This is a genomic window from Nonomuraea sp. NPDC046570 (assembly GCF_040645915.1).
Taxonomy (GTDB): Bacteria; Actinomycetota; Actinomycetes; order Streptosporangiales; family Streptosporangiaceae; genus Nonomuraea.
In genome coordinates this window covers 246,908-264,457 of the sequence record NZ_JBEYZF010000010.1, presented here as the reverse complement: position 1 = coordinate 264,457, position 17,550 = coordinate 246,908, and the positions used below count along the sequence as shown (strand labels likewise).

Below are 17,550 nucleotides of genomic sequence, written 5' to 3'. Positions count from 1 at the left end.
CGTCGACGGCATCCAGCAGATGAAAGCCCTCATGCTGTCCGAACTCCGGCGTCTCCAGAAGATGCCCGCTCTCATCCGCGGCTTCTTCCGTGACGTCAACCTCGCCTACATCGCAGCGGCCGAAGAGTAGTCCAGAAATCCGCGATCACCTTAGATCACTGGCGCGGCCAAAGTGTTCGCTTTAGACGCCGGCCACTGTCACCATGTTGAGTATGGGAGATCTTGGCAATTCAGACTGCGTGTTCTGCGCAATCCTTCGCGGCGAGGCTGAGTCGAGTGTTCCCTACGCAGACGATCGCGCGATGGTGATCATGGACACTGGGGCTGTCACTCCTGGTCACCTTCTCGTAATTCCGCGCATCCATGCCGTCGGGCTGGAAGACCTCGATGAGGAGACGAGCGCGCACGTATGGAGAGTCGGCCACCGGATGGGCAAGCTCTGCGGCGCTCTGGTTTGTGCTGTGAAGGCGTGAACGTTTTCCTCGCGGACGGGAAAGCTGCATTTCAGGAAGTCTTTCACTTTCACCTGCACGTGTTCCCCAGGTTCGAGGGGGACGGCTCCCGAATGGACGCCAACTGGGGCACCAGGGCGCGGAGTCTGCTCGATCAGGAAGCCAAGGCAGTCCAGTCCGGCCTGGCAGCGCTGGGATCACCTGCAGCGGCCACGAGCATGCCGTGTGACTTGCCTTGACATCAGCACTCAGCACACCTACCGGCCTGCGCGATATACCCGAAAAAGCACCGGATCGACCGGCAAAAGATCGTGTCGGCTGATATTTTCGTGCCATGCGGTCGGAGGCTTATCTCAGTACAGATGTCATGGATGCCGACTTCGCCGTCGACATGTCCAACATCGTGCGGGAGCGGAGGCTCGGTGGCGACCGTCCCGCGGATCTGCGCCGGTTCATCCACTTACTCAAGGGCTTGGTGGCCTACACCCGGGACGAGTCACTGAAGGTCTACGGGGTGGCCGACTGGTCGCTACTGCGCAACCGCGATCTCACGCAGGACGAGCGTGACAGGCTCCACCGCTGGCGCAACGCCGGCCTGATCGAGGCCCTGGACAAAGCCGACGACCGAATCATCGAGCTGGCCGACGCCGGTGGGCAGCGGGTGGTCTGCTTCGACAAGTACGAGGACTACCACCGCGACTATCCGTGGATCCCCGGCAACCGGGACCGCTTCCTGGAGCCGGTACTCGGGCCGGCGGGGATCACCGTACGACCTCGCGAGATGCCGATCAGCCCGGATTGGCGGCTGTCACGCAAGGAGGAGGAAGGGCTGCTGAAGTCGAAGGGGCTGCACAACGGGTCGCGGCCGCGACGGGAACTGCTGTCACGACTGTGGGTGTGCGAGGTGCCCGACTGCCCCATGTTCGGCCAGGACCGGGGCGAGCAGCAGCCGCTGCCGCGCCACCGGTCCGGAGCGGCACGCTGCCCCAGCCATGGCCAGCCGCTCACCGACATCGGTCCGCGCCCGCACAGGATCCAGGTCAAGGTACGCGTCCGCGGCAGGGTCGCCACCCGCTTCCTCATCGGGCCCGGCGAGACGATTCACGTGGGCCGGGCGCCGGGGCCGGGGGGATTCGCGCTCACCGCGGCGCTCGGCGTGCCGGAGCAGTCGGGGCTCAGCCGCGACCACGCGAGCTTGCGGTGGACAGGTGCGAAACTGTTCGTCACCGACCACAGCCGGTTCGGCACCCGCGTCCGGCGCGGGGTGGCGGAGCCGTTCCCGCTGACCGGCGGGCGGAGCCTGCCGATGCGCGCGGGCGACGACATCATCCTGGCCGACGGAGTTGAGCTGATGCTGAGCGGGCGCGAGTTCCTGTTCGAGGACAGCCCGGCGGCGCCCACGCCGCCGGAGGTCCAGGCCGCGGAGGCGGCCCGGCGCACCTACCTGCCGGAGGGCAGGCCGGATGCCTGAGGCGGGCGACGTCCTGTGCGGCCGGTATGTGCTGGAGAGCCAGCTCGGCAAGGGCGGCATGGGGACGGTCTGGCTCGGCCGTGACGAGAAGCTGGGCCGCGAGGTGGCCATCAAGGTGCTGCACTCCGACAGCACTGACCGCGAATGGGTGGCCAGGTTCAAGCGCGAGGCCCGCGTGATGGCGATGCTCAAGCACCCCAACATCGTGGTGGTGCACGACCTGGGCGAGGATCAGGGCGCCGCCTTCCTGGTCATGGAGCGGCTGCCGGGGCCCAACCTGGGCGAGATCTTGCGTCGGCAGCAGCCGCTGCCGCCGGTCTCCTGGGTGGTGGCGTACGGCAAGCAGGTGGCCACGGCCCTGGCCTTCCTGCACGGCGCGGCGGCGCCCGTGGTGCACCGCGACGTCAAGCCGCAGAATCTGGTGCTCGACGAGGGCGGCGTGCTGAAGCTTTGCGACTTCGGCATCGCCGCGCTGCCGACCATGGACTTGAGCAGGTACACCGCCACCGGGATGCCGATCGGCACCATCGTCTACATGTCCCCGGAGCAGGTCAACGCCTTCGAGGTCGGGCCCGCTTCGGATGTCTACTCCTTCGGCGTGGTGCTGTACGAGATGCTCGCGGGAGTGCTGCCGTTCCGCCTGGACAACGGCCTCCATGCGTACGCGCTGCAGGCGGTCAACGTGCAGCCCCGGCCGATCGAGGACCACCGCCCCGACGTACCGCCAGAGTTGGCCGAGCTGATCCACGCGATGCTCGCCAAGGGGGCGGCCGACCGGCCAGGCACGACGGCGGTCGGCGCCACGCTGTCCGCGCTGGGCGGCGGCGAACGCGGCGAGCTGCGGGAAGAGGCCAAGATACTGGCCGAACTCGATCGGATCCACGCCAAACTTCAGGCTGGGCGGGGCGCTGAGGCGGGAATGCGCCTGATCAGGCTGACGGAGCGGGCCCAGACGACGCTCGGGCCTGACCACGAGACCACACGGCGCATCCAGTCGTTCGGCGAGCTCAGTCGCGGTCCTTGAGGGCCCACACCTTGGCCGTGGCCAGGACGCTGGAGAAGTTGATGCCTGTGATCTTCAGCAACGCGACACGTTGGTCGCTGGTGATGACGCAGACGAGATCGCCTTCGTCCACGCTCGCGGTATCGCTGCCCTGGGTGCGGACGAGCTCGCGGCACTCCTGCCGCGTGGGCTCGCCCGTGCCGGACCACACGCGGAGCGCGTCGTCTGGGGACCCGATCATGGACTCCCCTGCCGCTTCGTTCACGTCCCAGTCGCCGCTGGCGTCAATCACGTTCGGCGGGACACTGTCGAGGTCGGCGCCCTCCCCTCTGAAGCGGATCGTGTCTTTCCACTGAACCTTGTCGGCGGGGGTGACCTGGTCTGCCGGGGTCGTCGCGGGCACCGGGCTCTCGCCCGAGGACGCCGGCGTACCGGTGGACGACGGGGCGGACTGCTGGGACGGGGACTGCTGGGCCGAGGGCTGCACCGCGTCAGGGTCGTCGGCCCACCCCACGGCGATCCTCGCACCCAGAGCGCCCGCGGCCAGCACGAGCACTGCGGCACCCACCGCGAGCAGTCGCCTTCTGGGCCGTCGGGGCCGCATGGCGGCGGTGCGACCGGTAACGGCCGGAGTGGGGCGAGAGGCAAGCGCCGCCACCGCCGCCTGCCGCGCCTCGATGGCCCGGATGAGCACGGGCGGCAATGGCATGCCTGGCATCGCGCAGGCGGCGATCACCTCGTCCAGCGTGGGACGGTTCGCCGGATCCTTGGTCAGGCAGGCGCTGATGAGGTCGCGCAGCTCCGGCGGGCAGCCGGCCAGCAGCGGCTCATTCTGCGCGATCCGGAACACGATGGTGAAGTCAGACCCCTCGCCGAAGGCGGGCTGGCCGGTGGCCGCGTAGTACATGACCGCGCCGAGCGCGAACACGTCGGTCGCCGCCGTGGCCGGGTGCCCGTGTATCTGCTCGGGCGAGGTGTACTGCGGCGAACCCACCCGCACCCCGCTGAGCGTGAGATGGGTCGCGTCGGCCGCCCTGGCCACACCGAAGTCGATGACCCTGGGGCCGTCGGCCGCCAGCACCACGTTACTCGGCTTGAGATCGCGGTGGACGATGCCCGCCGCGTGCACGGCCTGCAGGGCCCTGGCGACCGAGGCCGTCAGGCTCGCGACCACCGGCACGGGCAGAGGACCGGCCAGGCGCACAGCCTCGGCCAAGGAAGGGCCAGGGATGTAAGCGGTGGCCAGCCAGGGAGTCGTCCCGGCCGGATCGGCATCGAGGAGCTGGGCGATGTGGATGCCGTTCACCTGTTGGGCAGCCCTGACCTCCTGCACGAACCGGGAGCGGAAATCCGGATCGCCGGCGAACTCCGCGCGCACCATCTTGACGGCCACCGGCCGCCCTCCGGGCGTGAAGGACAGGAAGACCTGCCCCATGCCACCGGCGCCCACGCGGGCACGTAACGCATAGCCTCCGAGAGTCTGAGGGTCGTCGTCACGCAGAGGGTCGAATACCTGATCCGCCACGCTCCACCCCGTTCATGCGCTCTCGCGACGTCCGCGTCAGGAATGCCCAGGAGGCCCTGTCCCAACGAGAATCCAATATGCCGCCGTGTGTTGTTCTCAACAAGGGTGACGAAGCGACGCCGAAACTTTTCCTGCCCGACTCAGAAGCCGAGATGAGGAGCGGTGTGATCGAGTTACGCAGCGCGGAAATTCCGGCCGCCGACGGCGCGTAAGCGGAACCTTCACGGACGCGCAACGCCCAGGACGGCCATGCACTCGCCGGCCTACGAGACCCTGCGCCTACCCGACGAACCCGGACTGGCCTTGGTCATGCACACCGCCGAGGAAGGCTCCGCTCTCACATCGCGCTCCAGCTCCTGAGCCCCCTGGACCTACCGAGGAACGCCTTCCATGTGAACTACCGGCGCTGTCCCAGGAGACACCGATGTCGCGGACGACCTCGGTGAGCACGAGGATGAGGCTGTTCTCGGCAGCGCAGCTCGGAGCCCGGCCTAGCTGCTTCCGCAGCAGGGTCACGCCGTAGATCAGCATGTTGTGGCCCGCAACGGACTTGCCTTGCACAGGGTGTCCGGGTACCCGACCATACGAAGATCACGAAAGATCGAGGTTAGGTCCAGTCGCCCTCATGCTCGGGACATTGAAAACCGGTTCCACTACAGTATCCGCACTCACCGAAGATGGCCTTGCCATCACCGTCACACTTTTCGCAACGTCTTACAGGCGCGCCACAACGACAACTTGCTGCCATGTTCTCCCCGCTCTAGGTCGCTTGATCATAGTGCGTCGCAATTTTGGTAGAGGATGGAAAGCTCGTCAAGAGCGAAAGCCGCAATCCCCCGCCCGGCTTCCCGTCTGCCTGGTCCACCCTCTCTTTCAGACTGCTGTGATATATGGGACACATGAGTCCTTTTGACGCGAAGCGAGGCGAGACAGGACGAATTGAGAAACAGTGAGGCATTCCACGTAAGCGCCCGTGACGGATCGTGATCGTCGGATCGAAAAGAGGGATGACCACCCAGCGGATTCTGGCCATCTGGCCTGGAACGTAGTGGAGCCCTCGATATAGCTGAAGGGAGCGCATTCGGCTTCTGACCTGGTGTGGAAGGTCCGCCGGTCGATCAGCTCGCACTCCAGTGAGGCGAAGAAACTCTCGATGATCGCATTGTCGAAACAGGTCCCGGTACGACCCGTCGACGGACGAGAGGTCAATTCGCCATGCGTACCGTCCCCATCCCGTGGACACCAGCAAGCTCACGATCACCTGTGTCAAGGCCCCGCGCCCGCGCGTGCTCAACCGCGACACCGGTGAGATCAAGACCGATAAGAACGGCAACACCGTCTACGAGGTCACCATCTCGGTCGAGGACGAGTTCGGCCGGTCCCCCGCAAGCGCAAGGTCAAGCCCTGGTCCGTCGACGAGGCCAGGACCTTCCTGGAGTCGGCGCGCACCCGTGAGGACCCGATGTACCCGGTCTACGTCCTGGTGCTCGTCCTCGGCCTCCGACTCGGCGAGGCACTCGGGCTGCGCTGGGAGGACGTCGACCTCGAACAGGCCGAGATGACGATCGGCTGGCAACTCCAGCGCGTCGCGGGCAAGCTGCTGCACCGCCAGACCAAGACCGACGCCTCCGACGCCACGCTGCCGTTTCCCGAGATCGTCACGGTGGCCCTGCGTGCCCGTCAACGGACACGCGACACGGCCCGTGAAGCAGCGGGTGACGACTGGCACGAGACCGGCCTCGTCTTCACCACCGCCAGCGGCCGGCCGATCGAACTGTCGAACTTCCGGCGCAGCTTCGCAGGCGCATGCGACAAGGCCGCAGTGCGCAAGGTTCACGTGCACGCGACCCGCAAGACCTGCGCGTCCCTGCTCGTGGCCCTCGACGTCCATCCGCGCGTGGCCATGCAGATCCTGCGTCACTCGCAGATTTCCGTGACTATGAACGTCTACAGCGAAGTCTCGTCCGAAGAGACGCGCCGAGCGCTCAAGAAACTCGGCGATCACCTGGACTCATAGCAGTATCCAGCGCCAACGAGGCCATTCCTCAATCCCGGGGAATGGCCTTCGACATAGACGAAGGGGTACGCCTCCTCCTGCGGTCCCTACGTGAGGACGTTTGACGTGCCGACGCCATGTGCGAATCCCAGCCAGACCACCGAATCAAGGCGATGGAGACGCCGACGAGGGTGGTGAACGCGCCCGCGAGAACGTTCAGCATCCCGAGCACCGCCTCGCCATCTGGGTCACCAATCCCGGAAGGTCGCCCTTCGGCCCAGCTCATCGTCGCCCACGCCTGCGTCATGACGATCACCCCGAACGCGATCGTGACCGCGGCCAGGAGGTAGCCGGGAGAACGCGTCCACGACCGCCTGGCGACAAGCACGATGCCGATCAGTAACCCGAGTGGGACGGTTACGAGCTGACCAAAGTCCAGGCCTATCAGGACTGCGAGACGGACGTGCTCGAAGTCGCTGCCACGCTGAGCCCATAAGAACGGGATCGCCATGACGCCGCCGCTGAGGAGGCCGACTGCCAGTAACCGGAGTACCGCCACGCGCACCATGATTGTGGACGTGCTCGCCCCTGCGCCACCTCGGCTGAGCGCGTAGCTGTATTTTGCTGCTGTACAAGATCGAAAAGGCCACCTCCCGATCACGGGAAGTGGCCTTCGAGGTGCGGTGGAGCCTAGCGGATTCGAACCGCTGACATCCTGCTTGCAAAGCAGGCGCTCTGCCAACTGAGCTAAGGCCCCTTATACGGAGGACAGCTTACCGGGCCGGGGGTGCCGGCTGGTTCGGGTCCCCGCCGAGGATTATTTCGGGGAAGTGCACGATCGAGTCCAGGATGTGTGTGGCGCCGCCCTTCTGTAGCCGGTCGAGGCTGTGTGCCCTGTTCATGAGTCCGGCTACCACCGATGCCCCGGCTCGCCGCCCTCCCAACATATGACTCTCCGAGTCTCCGGCGACGGCGACTTGCCGTACGTCTTCGACTCCGAGTCGGAGTACGGCGTGCAGCACCATGTCCGGCCAGGGGTTTCCGCGTCCGGCGTCCTCGGGGCAGATGGCCAGGTCGATCTTGTCGTCCCAGGCGAGCACGCTGAGGACGCGGCCTAAGGTGCCCCTGCTGAACCCGGTGGTCAGCGCGATCCTGATCCCGGCTCCCCGGAGCTTGTCGAGGACTTCGACGATTCCGGGCACAGGTTCGAGACCTGTGCGTTCGATGGTCCCTTCGTAGGACCGTTCGAAGGTCAGGTTGGCGGCCTGCGCCTGGGCCTCGTTTCCGGGGAAGATCCCCCGGAATACCTCGATCTTCGGGTAGCCCCGGGACCGGTGCACATGGACCATGGCCCGTGCGTACGCACCGGTTCCCGGGACGATGCCCTGGGTGGCGATCGCTTCAGCGAAAGCGCGTTCGACTGTGGCGATGTCACCGATCGCGGTGCCGGCGAGGTCTAGGCAGGCCAGCTTGATGGGGCCGACGTCACTCATGGCCTCGTCGCCACGGCGGTTCAGTTCTCGCTGCCGGTCGCCTCAGTCCACAGGTCGAGCTCGGCGCGGTCTGCCTGCACCTTGCGCCAGACCAGTAGCCCCCCGAGGGCGATCAGCGCCAGAACGAGCAGCTTCTTCACGGTGTGACCCCACTTCTTCGACGGTCTCACCTGCCGGGGTGAGACTGCGCCCGGTTGCAACGGTTGCAAAGCAGCCTAGCAAGGGTTGGCCGTGCTCCTCCGGTCGCACGCTGACCAGATTCTCCTTGTAAACCCCTAGGGGGTATGTTACGTTCCTCCTCGCCCGGAAATCACATACCCCTCTAGGGTATCAAGGAAAGGGGATTCCAGTGGAGAATCCACGCAGGTGGTGGGCACTCGTCGTGCTCGCCGCCGCGCAGTTCATGGTCATCATGGACACGTCGATCATCGGCGTGGCCCTGCCCGACATGCAGCGTGACCTGGGCTTCACCCAGGGCGGACTGCAGTGGGTGTTCAACGCGTACGTGATCGCCTTCGGCGGTCTGCTGCTGCTCGGCGGCAAGCTGTCGGATGTGTTCGGCGCTCGCAAGATCTTCACGATCGGCTGGGTGGTCCTCACCGCCGGTTCGGTGGTGGCCGCGGCCGCGGGCACCGCGTGGGTCGAGATTCTCGGCCGCGCGATCCAGGGCGTCGGCGGCGCGCTGATCGCGCCGGCCGCGATGACGCTGCTCATGATGCTGTTCGGCGGCAACCCGCGCGAGCTCGGCAAGGCCATGGCCCTGTACGGCGCGGCGGCCCCCGCGGGCGGCACCGCCGGCGTCTTCCTCGGCGGCGTCATCACCGAGTACCTGAGCTGGCCCTGGGTCTTCATCGTCTACATCCCGATCGGCCTGGCCACCCTGGCCGCCATCCCCGCCCTGCTCCCGGCCACCAAGGGCAAGCGCGGCTCCCTGGACATCCTGGGCGCCGTCTCGGTCACCGGCGGCATCGCGCTGGCCGTGTACGCCATCGTCCGCGCCCCCGACCAGAACGTGCTGCTCGAAGGCGTCGGCGCCGTCGTGCTCCTCGGCCTGTTCTTCGTGCTCCAGCGCAGCGTCCGGGAGCCGCTGATGCCGCTGAAGATCTGGCGGACGCCGGGTCTCGCCACCGCCAACCTGGCCATGGCGCTGCTGGGCGCGGCGTGGATCCCGATGTGGTACTTCCTCAACCTGTACCTGCAGCAGGTCCTCGGCTACGGCGCGTTCCCGAGCGGCGCGGCGCTGCTGCCGATGACCGTCGCCGTGATGATCTTCATGATCGGCATCACCGCCAAGCTGTTCGGCCGCTTCGGCGCCAAGCCGCTCATCGTGATCGGCCTCGCGGTGCTGGCCGCGGGCATCGGCGGGCTCTCGCTGATCAGGTCCGACGGCTCGTTCGTCACCGACGTCCTGCCCGCGAGCCTGATCGCCGCGGTCGGCATGTCCCTGGCGTACATCCCGGCGATGATCTCCGCGATGTCCGGCGCGCGGCCCGAGGAGAGCGGGCTGGCCTCCGGCATCGTGAACACCACCTACCAGGTGGGCTCGGCGCTCGGCCTGGCGGTCATGACCGCCGTCGCCACCTCGATGGGCACAGGGAACGTCCTGGAGCTCACCAACGGCTTCCAGGCGGCCTTCGTGGGCGCGGCCATGGTGGCCCTGGCCGGCGCGGTGCTCACGGTGGTGTTCATGCGTAAGCCGAGGCAGGTCGAGCAGCAGGAAGCCGTCAAAACCCAGGCCTGAGGAATACCCTAGGGGGGTAGGGTGTTATAGTGGCTGACACAGGGAGGGCGGAGCGATGAACGGTTACACCGACAACAGGCAGGACCACCTCCGGCGGCTGCGCCGGATCGAGGGCCAGGCCCGTGGCCTGCAGCGGATGGTCGAGGACGACAAGTACTGCATCGACATCCTCACCCAGGTGTCGGCCACCACCAGCGCACTCCAGTCCTTCGCCCTCTCCCTGCTCGAAGAGCACATGGCCCACTGCGTGGCCGAGGCCACCCAGAAGGGCGGCGCCGAGGCCGAGCTGAAGATCAAGGAAGCCTCGGACGCCATCGCCAGGCTTGTCCGTTCCTGACCACGTGAATGAGGAGATCGACATGACCACTGCCACCTACACCGTCACCGGCATGACCTGCGGCCACTGCGTCAGCTCGGTCAAGGAGGAGGTCGGCGAGGTGCCGGGCGTCACCACCGTAGAGGTGGACCTGGCCAGCGGCCTGCTGACCGTGGAGAGCGGCGCCCCGATCGACGCGGCCAGGATCGAGGCCGCCGTCAAGGACGCCGGATACGAAGTGGCGGGGCAGTCATGAACACCGCGGCCAAGCTCGGAGCCTACGTCCTGGGGCTCGCCGTCGTCTTCGGCGGCGCCCTGGGCGTGGGCACCGCGGTGGGGACGACGGGACCCGCCCCCGCCCCCGCCAAGCAGAGCCACGTGGCGCAGCCGGCGGCGGCGGCGAAGAGTGATACCCCCGGGGGGCTTCAAGTGTCAGAGAACGGCTACACCCTCAACCCGATCACCACGGCGATCAAGCCGGGCGAGCCCACCGACTTCCAGTTCAGCGTAACCGGCCCCGACGGCAAGCCGGTCACCGACTACCAGGTCCAGCACGACAAGAAGCTGCACTTCATCGTCGTCTCCCGGGACCTCACCGGCTTCCAGCACCTCCACCCGCAGGAAGGCGCGGACGGCGTCTGGTCGGTCAAGCTGACCCTGCCGGAGGCCGGCGCGTACCGCGCCTACGCCGACTTCGCCCCGACCGGCGGCACCGGGCTGACGCTGGGCGCGGACCTGCTCGTCGCCGGCGAGCACGCGCCGAAGGCGCTCCCCGAGGCCAGCCGTACGGCCACCGTCGACGGCTACACTGTGACGCTCGACGGCGACCTGACCCCCGGCAAGGCGAGCAAGCTCACCCTGAAGGTCAGCAAGGACGGCAAGCCGGTCACCGACCTGCAGCCCTACCTCGGCGCGTACGGCCACCTGGTGGCGCTGCGCGCGGGCGACCTGGCCTACCTGCACGTCCACCCCGAAGAGAGCGCCACCGCGGGCCCGGAGATCGTCTTCTTCGCCGAGGTGCCCAGCAGAGGTGACTTCCGCCTCTTCCTGGACTTCCAGCACGCGGGCACGGTGAGAACCGCGGACTTCACCGCCCACGCCGAAGGCACGGCGAGTTCCGCGCCCCCGGCCGAGCACTCGGGTCACTGAGCGAGAGAAAGGAGAAAGGTGATGTCCTCCCTCACCGATGATCGGCCGCAGAACGCGGTCGAGCTCTCGATCGGCGGCATGACGTGCGCGTCCTGCGCCAACCGGATCGAGCGCAAGCTCAACAAGATGGACGGCGTGGTCGCCACGGTCAACTACGCCACGGAGAAGGCGAAGGTCACCTTTCCCGAGGGCGTCGACGCCCAGCAGTTGATCTCCGAGGTGGAGAAGGCCGGGTACACCGCCGCTCTGCCCGCGCCCCCCAAGCAGGAGGGCCAGCCCGAGCCCGAGGAGGCCGACGAGCTGGGGCCGCTGCGCAACCGGCTCATCACCTCGCTGGTGCTGTCGATCCCGGTCATCGCGATGGCGATGATCCCCCCGCTGCAGTTCACCAACTGGCAGTGGCTGTCGCTGACGCTGGCCGCGCCGGTCGTGGTGTACGCGGGCTGGCCGTTCCACAAGGCCGCCTGGACCAACCTGCGGCACGGCGCCGCCACCATGGACACCCTGGTCTCGGTCGGCACGCTCGCCGCCCTCGGCTGGTCCCTGTGGGCCCTGTTCTTCGGTACGGCCGGCACCCCCGGCATGACCCACCCGTTCGCCTTCACCATCGAGCGCACCGACGGCTCCGGCAACATCTACCTGGAGGCCGCCGCGGGCGTGACGGCCTTCATCCTGGCCGGCCGCTACTTCGAGTCCCGCTCCAAGCGGCGGGCGGGCGCCGCACTGCGGGCCCTGCTGGAGCTGGGCGCCAAGGACGTCGCCGTACTCCGCGACGGGGTCGAGACGCGCGTCCCGAGCGACCAGCTCAAGGTCGGCGACCTGTTCGTGGTCAGGCCCGGCGAGAAGATCGCCACCGACGGCGTGATCGAGGAGGGCACCTCCGCGGTGGACGCCTCGATGCTGACCGGCGAGTCCGTGCCCGTCGAGGTGAGCCCCGGCGACCCGGTGACCGGCGCGACCGTCAACGCGGGCGGCCGGCTGGTGATCCGCGCCACCCGCATCGGCTCCGACACCCAGCTCGCCCAGATGGCCAGGCTGGTGGAGGACGCGCAGACCGGCAAGGCCCAGGTGCAGCGGCTGGCCGACCGGGTGTCCGGCATCTTCGTGCCGATCGTGATCGCCCTGGCGGTGGGCACGCTCGGCTACTGGCTCGGCACCGGCGACGGGGTCGGCGCGGCGTTCACGGCGGCGGTCGCCGTACTGATCATCGCCTGCCCCTGCGCGCTCGGCCTGGCCACCCCGACCGCGCTGCTCGTCGGCACCGGCAGGGGCGCCCAGCTCGGCATCCTGATCAAGGGGCCCGAGGTGCTGGAGTCGACCAGGAAGATCGACACGGTCGTCCTGGACAAGACCGGTACGGTCACCGAGGGCAAGATGACCCTCACCGACGTCCACCTGGAGGAGGGCGAGGACCGCGAGGAGGTGCTGCGGCTGGCCGGTGCGCTGGAGCACGCCTCCGAGCACCCGATCGCGCAGGCGATCGCCAGGGCCGCCGCGTCCACGGCTACGGTCGAGGACTTCGCCAACGTCGAGGGCCTCGGCGTGCAGGGCATCGTGGACGGGCACGCCGTGCTGGTGGGGCGGCCGAGGCTGCTGGCCGAGTGGTCGCAGCACCTGAGCGCCGACCTGGAGCGCAGGCTCCACGAGGAGCAGTCGGCGGGCCGTACCGCCGTGGCGGTCGGCTGGGACGGCAAGGCCCGCGCGATCCTGGTGGTCGCCGACACGGTCAAGCCCACCAGCAAGGAGGCCATCGCCCAGCTCCGCGCGCTGGGGCTGACCCCGGTGCTGCTGACCGGCGACAACGAGGCGGTGGCCGCGACCGTGGCCGCCGAGGTGGGCATCGACGAGGTGATCGCCGAGGTGCTGCCCGCCGACAAGGTGGACGTGGTCAAGCGGCTGCAGGGCGAGGGCCGGGTGGTGGCCATGGTCGGCGACGGGGTCAACGACGCCGCCGCGCTGGCCCAGGCCGACCTGGGCCTGGCCATGGGCACCGGTACGGACGCGGCCATCGAGGCCTCGGACCTGACACTGGTCCGCGGCGACCTGCGGGTGGCGGCCGACGCGATCCGGCTGTCCCGCCGGACGCTCGGCACGATCAAGGGCAACCTGTTCTGGGCGTTCGCCTACAACGTGGCCGCCCTGCCGCTGGCCGCGCTCGGCCTGCTCAACCCGATGATCGCGGGTGCCGCGATGGCGTTCTCCAGCGTCTTCGTGGTGAGCAACAGCCTGCGGCTGCGCCGCTTCAAGTAGGAGACGGCGACGAAGCCCCCGGAAACCTCCGGGGGCTTCGTCATGCGGTCAGCCGAGCGTGCGGCGGGCCAGGCGGCGGCGCTTGAGCGCCAGGTGCAGGTCCAGCCGGGTCAGCCCGTCGTCGAGGTCCACGCCGAGCACGGCGGCGACGCGCCCGAGCCGGTAGTAGAGCGTGGTCCGGTGCAGGTGCAGCCTGGCGGCCGTCCGCTGCGCGTTCCCGCCCAGGTCCAGGTACGTCTCCAGGGTGCGCAGGAACGTTCCTTCCAGCCCGGCCAGCGCCTCCCCGTCCCCGCGCGGCAGCCCGACGAGCGTCCGGTACGGCCCCAGCCCCGCCCAGCCCACCTCGGCGGGCAGCGCCGGATCGAGCGCCGCCAACTCGGCCGCGACCAACGCCTGCCGGTACGCCTCCGGCACCCCTTCCACCTGGCACGGCTCGCTGAACCCCTGGGTGAACCCGGGCAGCGCACCGACCTCACCCGGATGCCGGAGCAGCACGGCCGCGTGCGTGGCGGTGACGAACCCGCCCACATACCCGGGTCGCCGGCGCAGCGAGGGCGGGCGCGCGGGCATCGGCCGTACCGCCTCGCGATCGGGGGCGCAGGCGACCACCACGCACACCTGGAGTCTGGCGTGCGCCAGTGACGGAGCCCTGGCCAGCAGCCGGTCGCGCGCGTCCGCGTCCTGCTCGGCGAACAGCCGCCCGACGCACTCGTCGAGGTCGTCGCGAGCGGCCTGGGCGAGCATTCCGGCCAGGTCCGACGCCGCCTTGACCGCGTCGGCGAGCGCCGCCTCGTCCAGCGCGGAGCCGGGGTCGAGCAGCCAGAGGTAGCCCAGGCACCGGCCGTCCCGGCGGACGGGCACGCAGATCCGGGCGCTCATGCCCAGCGCGGGGTTGGCGGGGACGCGTACGGGCTCGGTGGCCGTCGCGACGCCGTGGCGGTCCTGCCAGGCCCTGATCTCGGGCGCGACCTGCCTGGCCAGGATCGCGGCCACCCGGACCGGGTCGACGGCGGCGTCCTGCGCGCTGTAGGCGATCAACCGGCCCGCCGGGTCGTCGAGCGACACACCGTGGCCGACGCGGGCGGCCAGGTCGTCTAGGCGTGACTGGAGGTCCACTTCCTACAAGTGTAGGAGAGGCTCTCGACATCCACCGCATGCGCCTGCCGTACCGGCGTCCTTACCCTGGCCTCACCCTCGCCGAAGGAGATCTGCCATGGCCGGAGCTCTCGCCCCCCGCCCCTGGGTGCCCGCACCCTCCGACGATCTGGTCCAGCGCGTGTCAGGTGAGGTGGCGGGCAGGTCCGCCGCCGGGACCCTGGCCGAGATCGAGCGGCTGGTGGCCCGCAACCACGAGATCCACGACGTCGAGTCGATCAACCTGAACCCGGCCGCCAACGTGATGAACCCACGCGCCGAGGCGCTGCTGTCGGCCCGCCTGGGCACCCGCCCGTCGCTGGGGTACCCGGGGGACAAGTACGAGACGGGGCTGGAGGCGATCGAGCAGATCGAGATCATCGCCGCCGAGCTGGCTGCCGAGGTGTTCGCCGCCCGCTACGCCGAGGTGCGCGTCGGCTCGGGCGCCCTGGCCAACCTGTACGCCTTCATGGCCACCTGCTCCCCCGGTGACACGATCATCGCCCCGCCCGGGAGCATCGGCGGCCACGTCACCCACCACCTCGCCGGAGCGGCCGGCAAGTACGGCCTGACCACCCTGGACGCCCCCGTCGCCGCCGACGGCTACACCGTGGACGTGGCCGCGCTGCGCGAGCTGGCCGGGCGGATCAGGCCGAGGCTGATCACCGTCGGCGGCAGCCTCAACCTCACCCCGCACCCGGTCGCCGCGATCCGCGAGATCGCCGACGCGGTGGGGGCGCGGGTGCTGTTCGACGCCGCCCACCTGTGCGGCATGATCGCCGGTGGCACCTGGCCGAACCCACTGGCCGAAGGAGCCCATCTGATCACGATGAGCACCTACAAGAGCCTCGGCGGCCCGGCCGGCGGTCTGATCGTCACCGACGACGCCGAACTCGCCGAGCGCCTGGACGCCATCGCCTATCCGGGGCTGACCGCCAACTTCGACGCGGCCAGGACCGCGGCGCTCGCGGTGACCATGCTGGACTGGAAGGTGGCCGGCAAGGCGTACGCGGAGACGATGGTGAGCACCGCGCGCCGTCTGGCCGCCGAGCTGACCGCGCTGGGCACGCCGGTGTTCGGCGGCGGCACCCGGTCCCACCAGTTCGCCGTCCTCGCCGCCCGGTACGGCGGCGGCCAGCGCGCCGCCCGCCGGATGCGCGCGGCGAACCTGCTGGCGTGCGGGATCGGGCTGCCGGTGGCGGCGGTGGACGGCGACGTGAACGGGCTGCGGCTGGGCACGCCCGAGGTGGCCAGGCTGGGCATGACCGAGACGGACATGCCGCAGCTGGCCTCGTTCATCAGCCGTGGCCTGGACCCCGGGACCGATCCGGCGACGGTGGCCCCCGAGGTGACGCGGTGGCGGCGGCAGTTCACCGGCGTCCACTTCGTCCACCCCTGATTTGAGGAAGCCTTGAGGATCCGGCGCTCCGGCCCGCCCTAGGCTGAGAAGGACATCCGAGGAGGGACCATGACGAAATTCATGGACGTCCACCACGGCATGGTGGGCATCACCGACCAGCAGTTCCACCAGGCGCACGCCGCCGACCTCGCGATCCAGGGCGACGAGGGGGTGACCTTCGAGCACGCGTGGGCGGACCCGGAGGCGGGCATCGTCTACTGCCTGTCGGAGGCGCCCGACGCGGACGCGGTCCAGCGCGTCCACCAGCGGGCCGGTCACCCAGCCGACGAGATCCACCGGGTGCCGCTGTCCCTCTGACCGGCCGTCAGGACTGCGCGGCGGCCTCGGGCTCGGACTCGATCGGCTTGGCGGTGAGCCCGCGCACGCTGGGCGACAGCAGCGCCGCACAGGTCGTCAGCACGACCACCAGCCCGCACGCGATGAGCCCTGGCTTCGATCCGATCACGATCGCGACCGGCCCGGCCAGCAGAAGCCCGATCGGCCCGAACATCAGTGAACCGAGCGCGTCGTAGGAGCTGACCCGCGAGAGCGACTCGGGCGGCACCTCACGCTGCATGGTGGTGTTCCACAGCACACCGAAGATGTCGAAGCAGACCCCCATCACCACGGCCCCGATGATGACGCTCCACAACGGCGCCCCGAACCCGAGCAGCAGGTACGGCAGCGCGGTGGGCGCCGTGAGCAGCGTGCCGAAGAGGATGGGCCTGCGCGGGCGCAGCCGCAGCACGACCAGAACCCCCGCGATCATGCCGACCGCCTCGCCCGCCAGCACCGCCGACCAGGCCAACGGACCGCCCAGATGCTCCTTGGCCACCAGCGGGCCGAGCACCCCGTGGGCCGCCTGCACGGCCATCACCAGCACGGAGAACTGTGCCACCACCACCCACAGCCACTGCCGGGAGCTGAACTCCCGCCAGCCGTCGCGCAGGTCGGCCAGCACCGAGTGCCCGCCCTTGGCGGAACGCTCCGCGGGTGTCAGGCGCAGCGCCGCGATGAGCGCGGCGGCCACCGCGAACATGGCCGAGCTCACCACCAGCGCCCAGCCGCCGCCGACCAGGACCACGGTGGCCCCGCTCAGCACCAGCCCGGTGACGCGGGAGCTGTTGGCGCCCAGGCCGAGCAGCGCGTTGGCGGTGTGCAGCCGTTGGACGGGGACGACGTCGGGGATGATGCCGGTCAGCGCGGGGTACAGGACGGCGGTGGCCACTCCGCTGACCGCCGCGGCGACGGCCAGGACGGGCAGCGGGGTCCACCCGGTGAGCAGCATGACGGCCAGGCAGGCCCAGGCGACCGCGTTCATCGCCTCGCCGACCATCATCACCCGCTGTCTCGGGAACCGGTCGGCGATGACGCCGCCGACGAGCATGAAGGCGACCATCGGCACCGCCTCGGCGGCGAGCACCACCGACAGGGTGGTGGCGGTCGCTCCCGGGATCTCCAGGACGCCGAAGGCGAGGGCGACGGGCGCGAAGGAGGTGCCCAGTACGGAGATGGTTCGTGCGGAAAAGAGCAGGGCGAAGCGGCGATCCTGGAACATCACAAGATCGCGTCTATAACTGGACACTTGTTAATACTGGCGTGCTTGGCGCTCTATGTCGCT

18 protein-coding genes, 1 tRNA gene and 1 pseudogene are annotated in these 17,550 nt (G+C 69.1%); 12 read left to right on the top strand and 8 right to left on the bottom strand.

Annotated features, from left to right (window positions below):
* The first annotated feature begins 203 nt into the window (after positions 1-203).
* The 4 genes from ABZ911_RS19080 (at position 204) to ABZ911_RS19065 (ending at position 2,947) form a co-directional block, all read left to right on the top strand.
* Positions 204-473 carry an HIT domain-containing protein gene (locus ABZ911_RS19080; RefSeq protein ID WP_358056868.1) on the top strand — a complete coding sequence of 90 codons (270 nt, stop codon included), beginning with the start codon at positions 204-206 and terminating at the stop codon, positions 471-473.
* Positions 410-691, top strand: coding sequence for an HIT family protein (locus ABZ911_RS19075; protein ID WP_358056866.1), 282 nt, complete (start codon positions 410-412; stop codon positions 689-691). Before ABZ911_RS19080 ends, ABZ911_RS19075 begins: the two co-directional genes overlap by 64 nt.
* Before the next feature lie 128 nt (positions 692-819).
* Positions 820-1,923, top strand: a complete 1,104-nt coding sequence (locus ABZ911_RS19070; RefSeq protein ID WP_358056864.1) for a hypothetical protein — start codon at positions 820-822, stop codon at positions 1,921-1,923.
* Positions 1,916-2,947: a serine/threonine-protein kinase gene (locus ABZ911_RS19065; RefSeq protein ID WP_358056863.1), complete on the top strand. Its 1,032-nt coding sequence runs from the start codon at positions 1,916-1,918 to the stop codon at positions 2,945-2,947. Before ABZ911_RS19070 ends, ABZ911_RS19065 begins: the two co-directional genes overlap by 8 nt.
* Here the strand turns inward: ABZ911_RS19065 and ABZ911_RS19060 are convergent.
* Both ABZ911_RS19060 and ABZ911_RS19055 read right to left on the bottom strand, forming a co-directional pair.
* Entirely contained in the window at positions 2,931-4,451 is a 1,521-nt protein-coding gene (locus ABZ911_RS19060) for a serine/threonine-protein kinase (RefSeq protein WP_358056862.1), read from the bottom strand. The two genes, ABZ911_RS19065 and ABZ911_RS19060, sit on opposite strands and share 17 nt — an antisense overlap.
* Before the next feature lie 1,053 nt (positions 4,452-5,504).
* Positions 5,505-5,663 (bottom strand): annotated as a pseudogene (locus ABZ911_RS19055) (IS3 family transposase); the annotation flags it as partial.
* 250 nt (positions 5,664-5,913) lie between these two features.
* Here ABZ911_RS19055 and ABZ911_RS19050 point away from each other — a divergent pair.
* A complete protein-coding gene (locus ABZ911_RS19050) occupies positions 5,914-6,468 on the top strand; it encodes a site-specific integrase (protein WP_358056860.1) in 555 nt (184 codons plus the stop codon).
* Positions 6,469-6,496: 28 nt separating this feature from the next.
* Here ABZ911_RS19050 and ABZ911_RS19045 read toward each other — a convergent pair whose 3' ends face one another.
* The 4 genes from ABZ911_RS19045 to ABZ911_RS19030 all read right to left on the bottom strand — a co-directional run bounded on the left by ABZ911_RS19045 (position 6,497) and on the right by ABZ911_RS19030 (position 8,080).
* Positions 6,497-7,015 carry a hypothetical protein gene (locus tag ABZ911_RS19045; RefSeq protein WP_358056858.1) on the bottom strand — a complete coding sequence of 173 codons (519 nt, stop codon included), beginning with the start codon at positions 7,013-7,015 and terminating at the stop codon, positions 6,497-6,499.
* Between the two features lie 116 nt (positions 7,016-7,131).
* Positions 7,132-7,204: transfer RNA gene (locus tag ABZ911_RS19040), tRNA-Ala, on the bottom strand.
* Between the two features lie 16 nt (positions 7,205-7,220).
* Positions 7,221-7,940: an HAD family hydrolase gene (locus tag ABZ911_RS19035; protein WP_358056856.1), complete on the bottom strand. Its 720-nt coding sequence runs from the start codon at positions 7,938-7,940 to the stop codon at positions 7,221-7,223.
* Positions 7,941-7,960: 20 nt separating this feature from the next.
* Positions 7,961-8,080 carry a DLW-39 family protein gene (locus tag ABZ911_RS19030; RefSeq protein ID WP_358056854.1) on the bottom strand — a complete coding sequence of 40 codons (120 nt, stop codon included), beginning with the start codon at positions 8,078-8,080 and terminating at the stop codon, positions 7,961-7,963.
* A 209-nt stretch (positions 8,081-8,289) separates the two neighbouring features.
* Between ABZ911_RS19030 and ABZ911_RS19025 the strand changes: the two genes are divergently transcribed.
* The 5 genes from ABZ911_RS19025 to ABZ911_RS19005 are packed head-to-tail and all read left to right on the top strand — an operon-like array spanning position 8,290 to position 13,396.
* Positions 8,290-9,681, top strand: a complete 1,392-nt coding sequence (locus tag ABZ911_RS19025) for an MFS transporter (protein WP_358056852.1) — start codon at positions 8,290-8,292, stop codon at positions 9,679-9,681.
* Positions 9,682-9,736: 55 nt separating this feature from the next.
* Complete coding sequence (locus ABZ911_RS19020) at positions 9,737-10,018, top strand: metal-sensitive transcriptional regulator (RefSeq protein ID WP_358056850.1); 282 nt, start codon at positions 9,737-9,739, stop codon at positions 10,016-10,018.
* Between the two features lie 22 nt (positions 10,019-10,040).
* Positions 10,041-10,253: a heavy-metal-associated domain-containing protein gene (locus tag ABZ911_RS19015; RefSeq protein ID WP_358056848.1), complete on the top strand. Its 213-nt coding sequence runs from the start codon at positions 10,041-10,043 to the stop codon at positions 10,251-10,253.
* Positions 10,250-11,146, top strand: a complete 897-nt coding sequence (locus ABZ911_RS19010; protein ID WP_358056846.1) for a hypothetical protein — start codon at positions 10,250-10,252, stop codon at positions 11,144-11,146. Before ABZ911_RS19015 ends, ABZ911_RS19010 begins: the two co-directional genes overlap by 4 nt.
* A gap of 21 nt (positions 11,147-11,167) precedes the next feature.
* A complete protein-coding gene (locus ABZ911_RS19005) occupies positions 11,168-13,396 on the top strand; it encodes a heavy metal translocating P-type ATPase (RefSeq protein WP_358056844.1) in 2,229 nt (742 codons plus the stop codon).
* 48 nt (positions 13,397-13,444) lie between these two features.
* On the opposite strand, the gene ABZ911_RS19000 is transcribed toward ABZ911_RS19005, so the two are convergent.
* The gene (locus ABZ911_RS19000; RefSeq protein WP_358056842.1) at positions 13,445-14,512 is read right to left on the bottom strand and encodes a helix-turn-helix domain-containing protein; all 1,068 of its coding nucleotides are present in this window, start codon (positions 14,510-14,512) and stop codon (positions 13,445-13,447) included.
* Between the two features lie 97 nt (positions 14,513-14,609).
* Between ABZ911_RS19000 and ABZ911_RS18995 the strand changes: the two genes are divergently transcribed.
* Positions 14,610-15,929, top strand: a complete 1,320-nt coding sequence (locus ABZ911_RS18995) for an aminotransferase class I/II-fold pyridoxal phosphate-dependent enzyme (RefSeq protein WP_358056840.1) — start codon at positions 14,610-14,612, stop codon at positions 15,927-15,929.
* 69 nt (positions 15,930-15,998) lie between these two features.
* Positions 15,999-16,247: an SCO4226 family nickel-binding protein gene (locus ABZ911_RS18990; RefSeq protein WP_358056838.1), complete on the top strand. Its 249-nt coding sequence runs from the start codon at positions 15,999-16,001 to the stop codon at positions 16,245-16,247.
* 7 nt (positions 16,248-16,254) lie between these two features.
* Here the strand turns inward: ABZ911_RS18990 and ABZ911_RS18985 are convergent, their stop codons facing one another.
* Positions 16,255-17,487 (bottom strand): MFS transporter, encoded by a 1,233-nt coding sequence (locus ABZ911_RS18985; RefSeq protein WP_358056836.1) that lies wholly within the window; start codon positions 17,485-17,487, stop codon positions 16,255-16,257.
* Between the last annotated feature and the right edge of the window lie 63 nt (positions 17,488-17,550).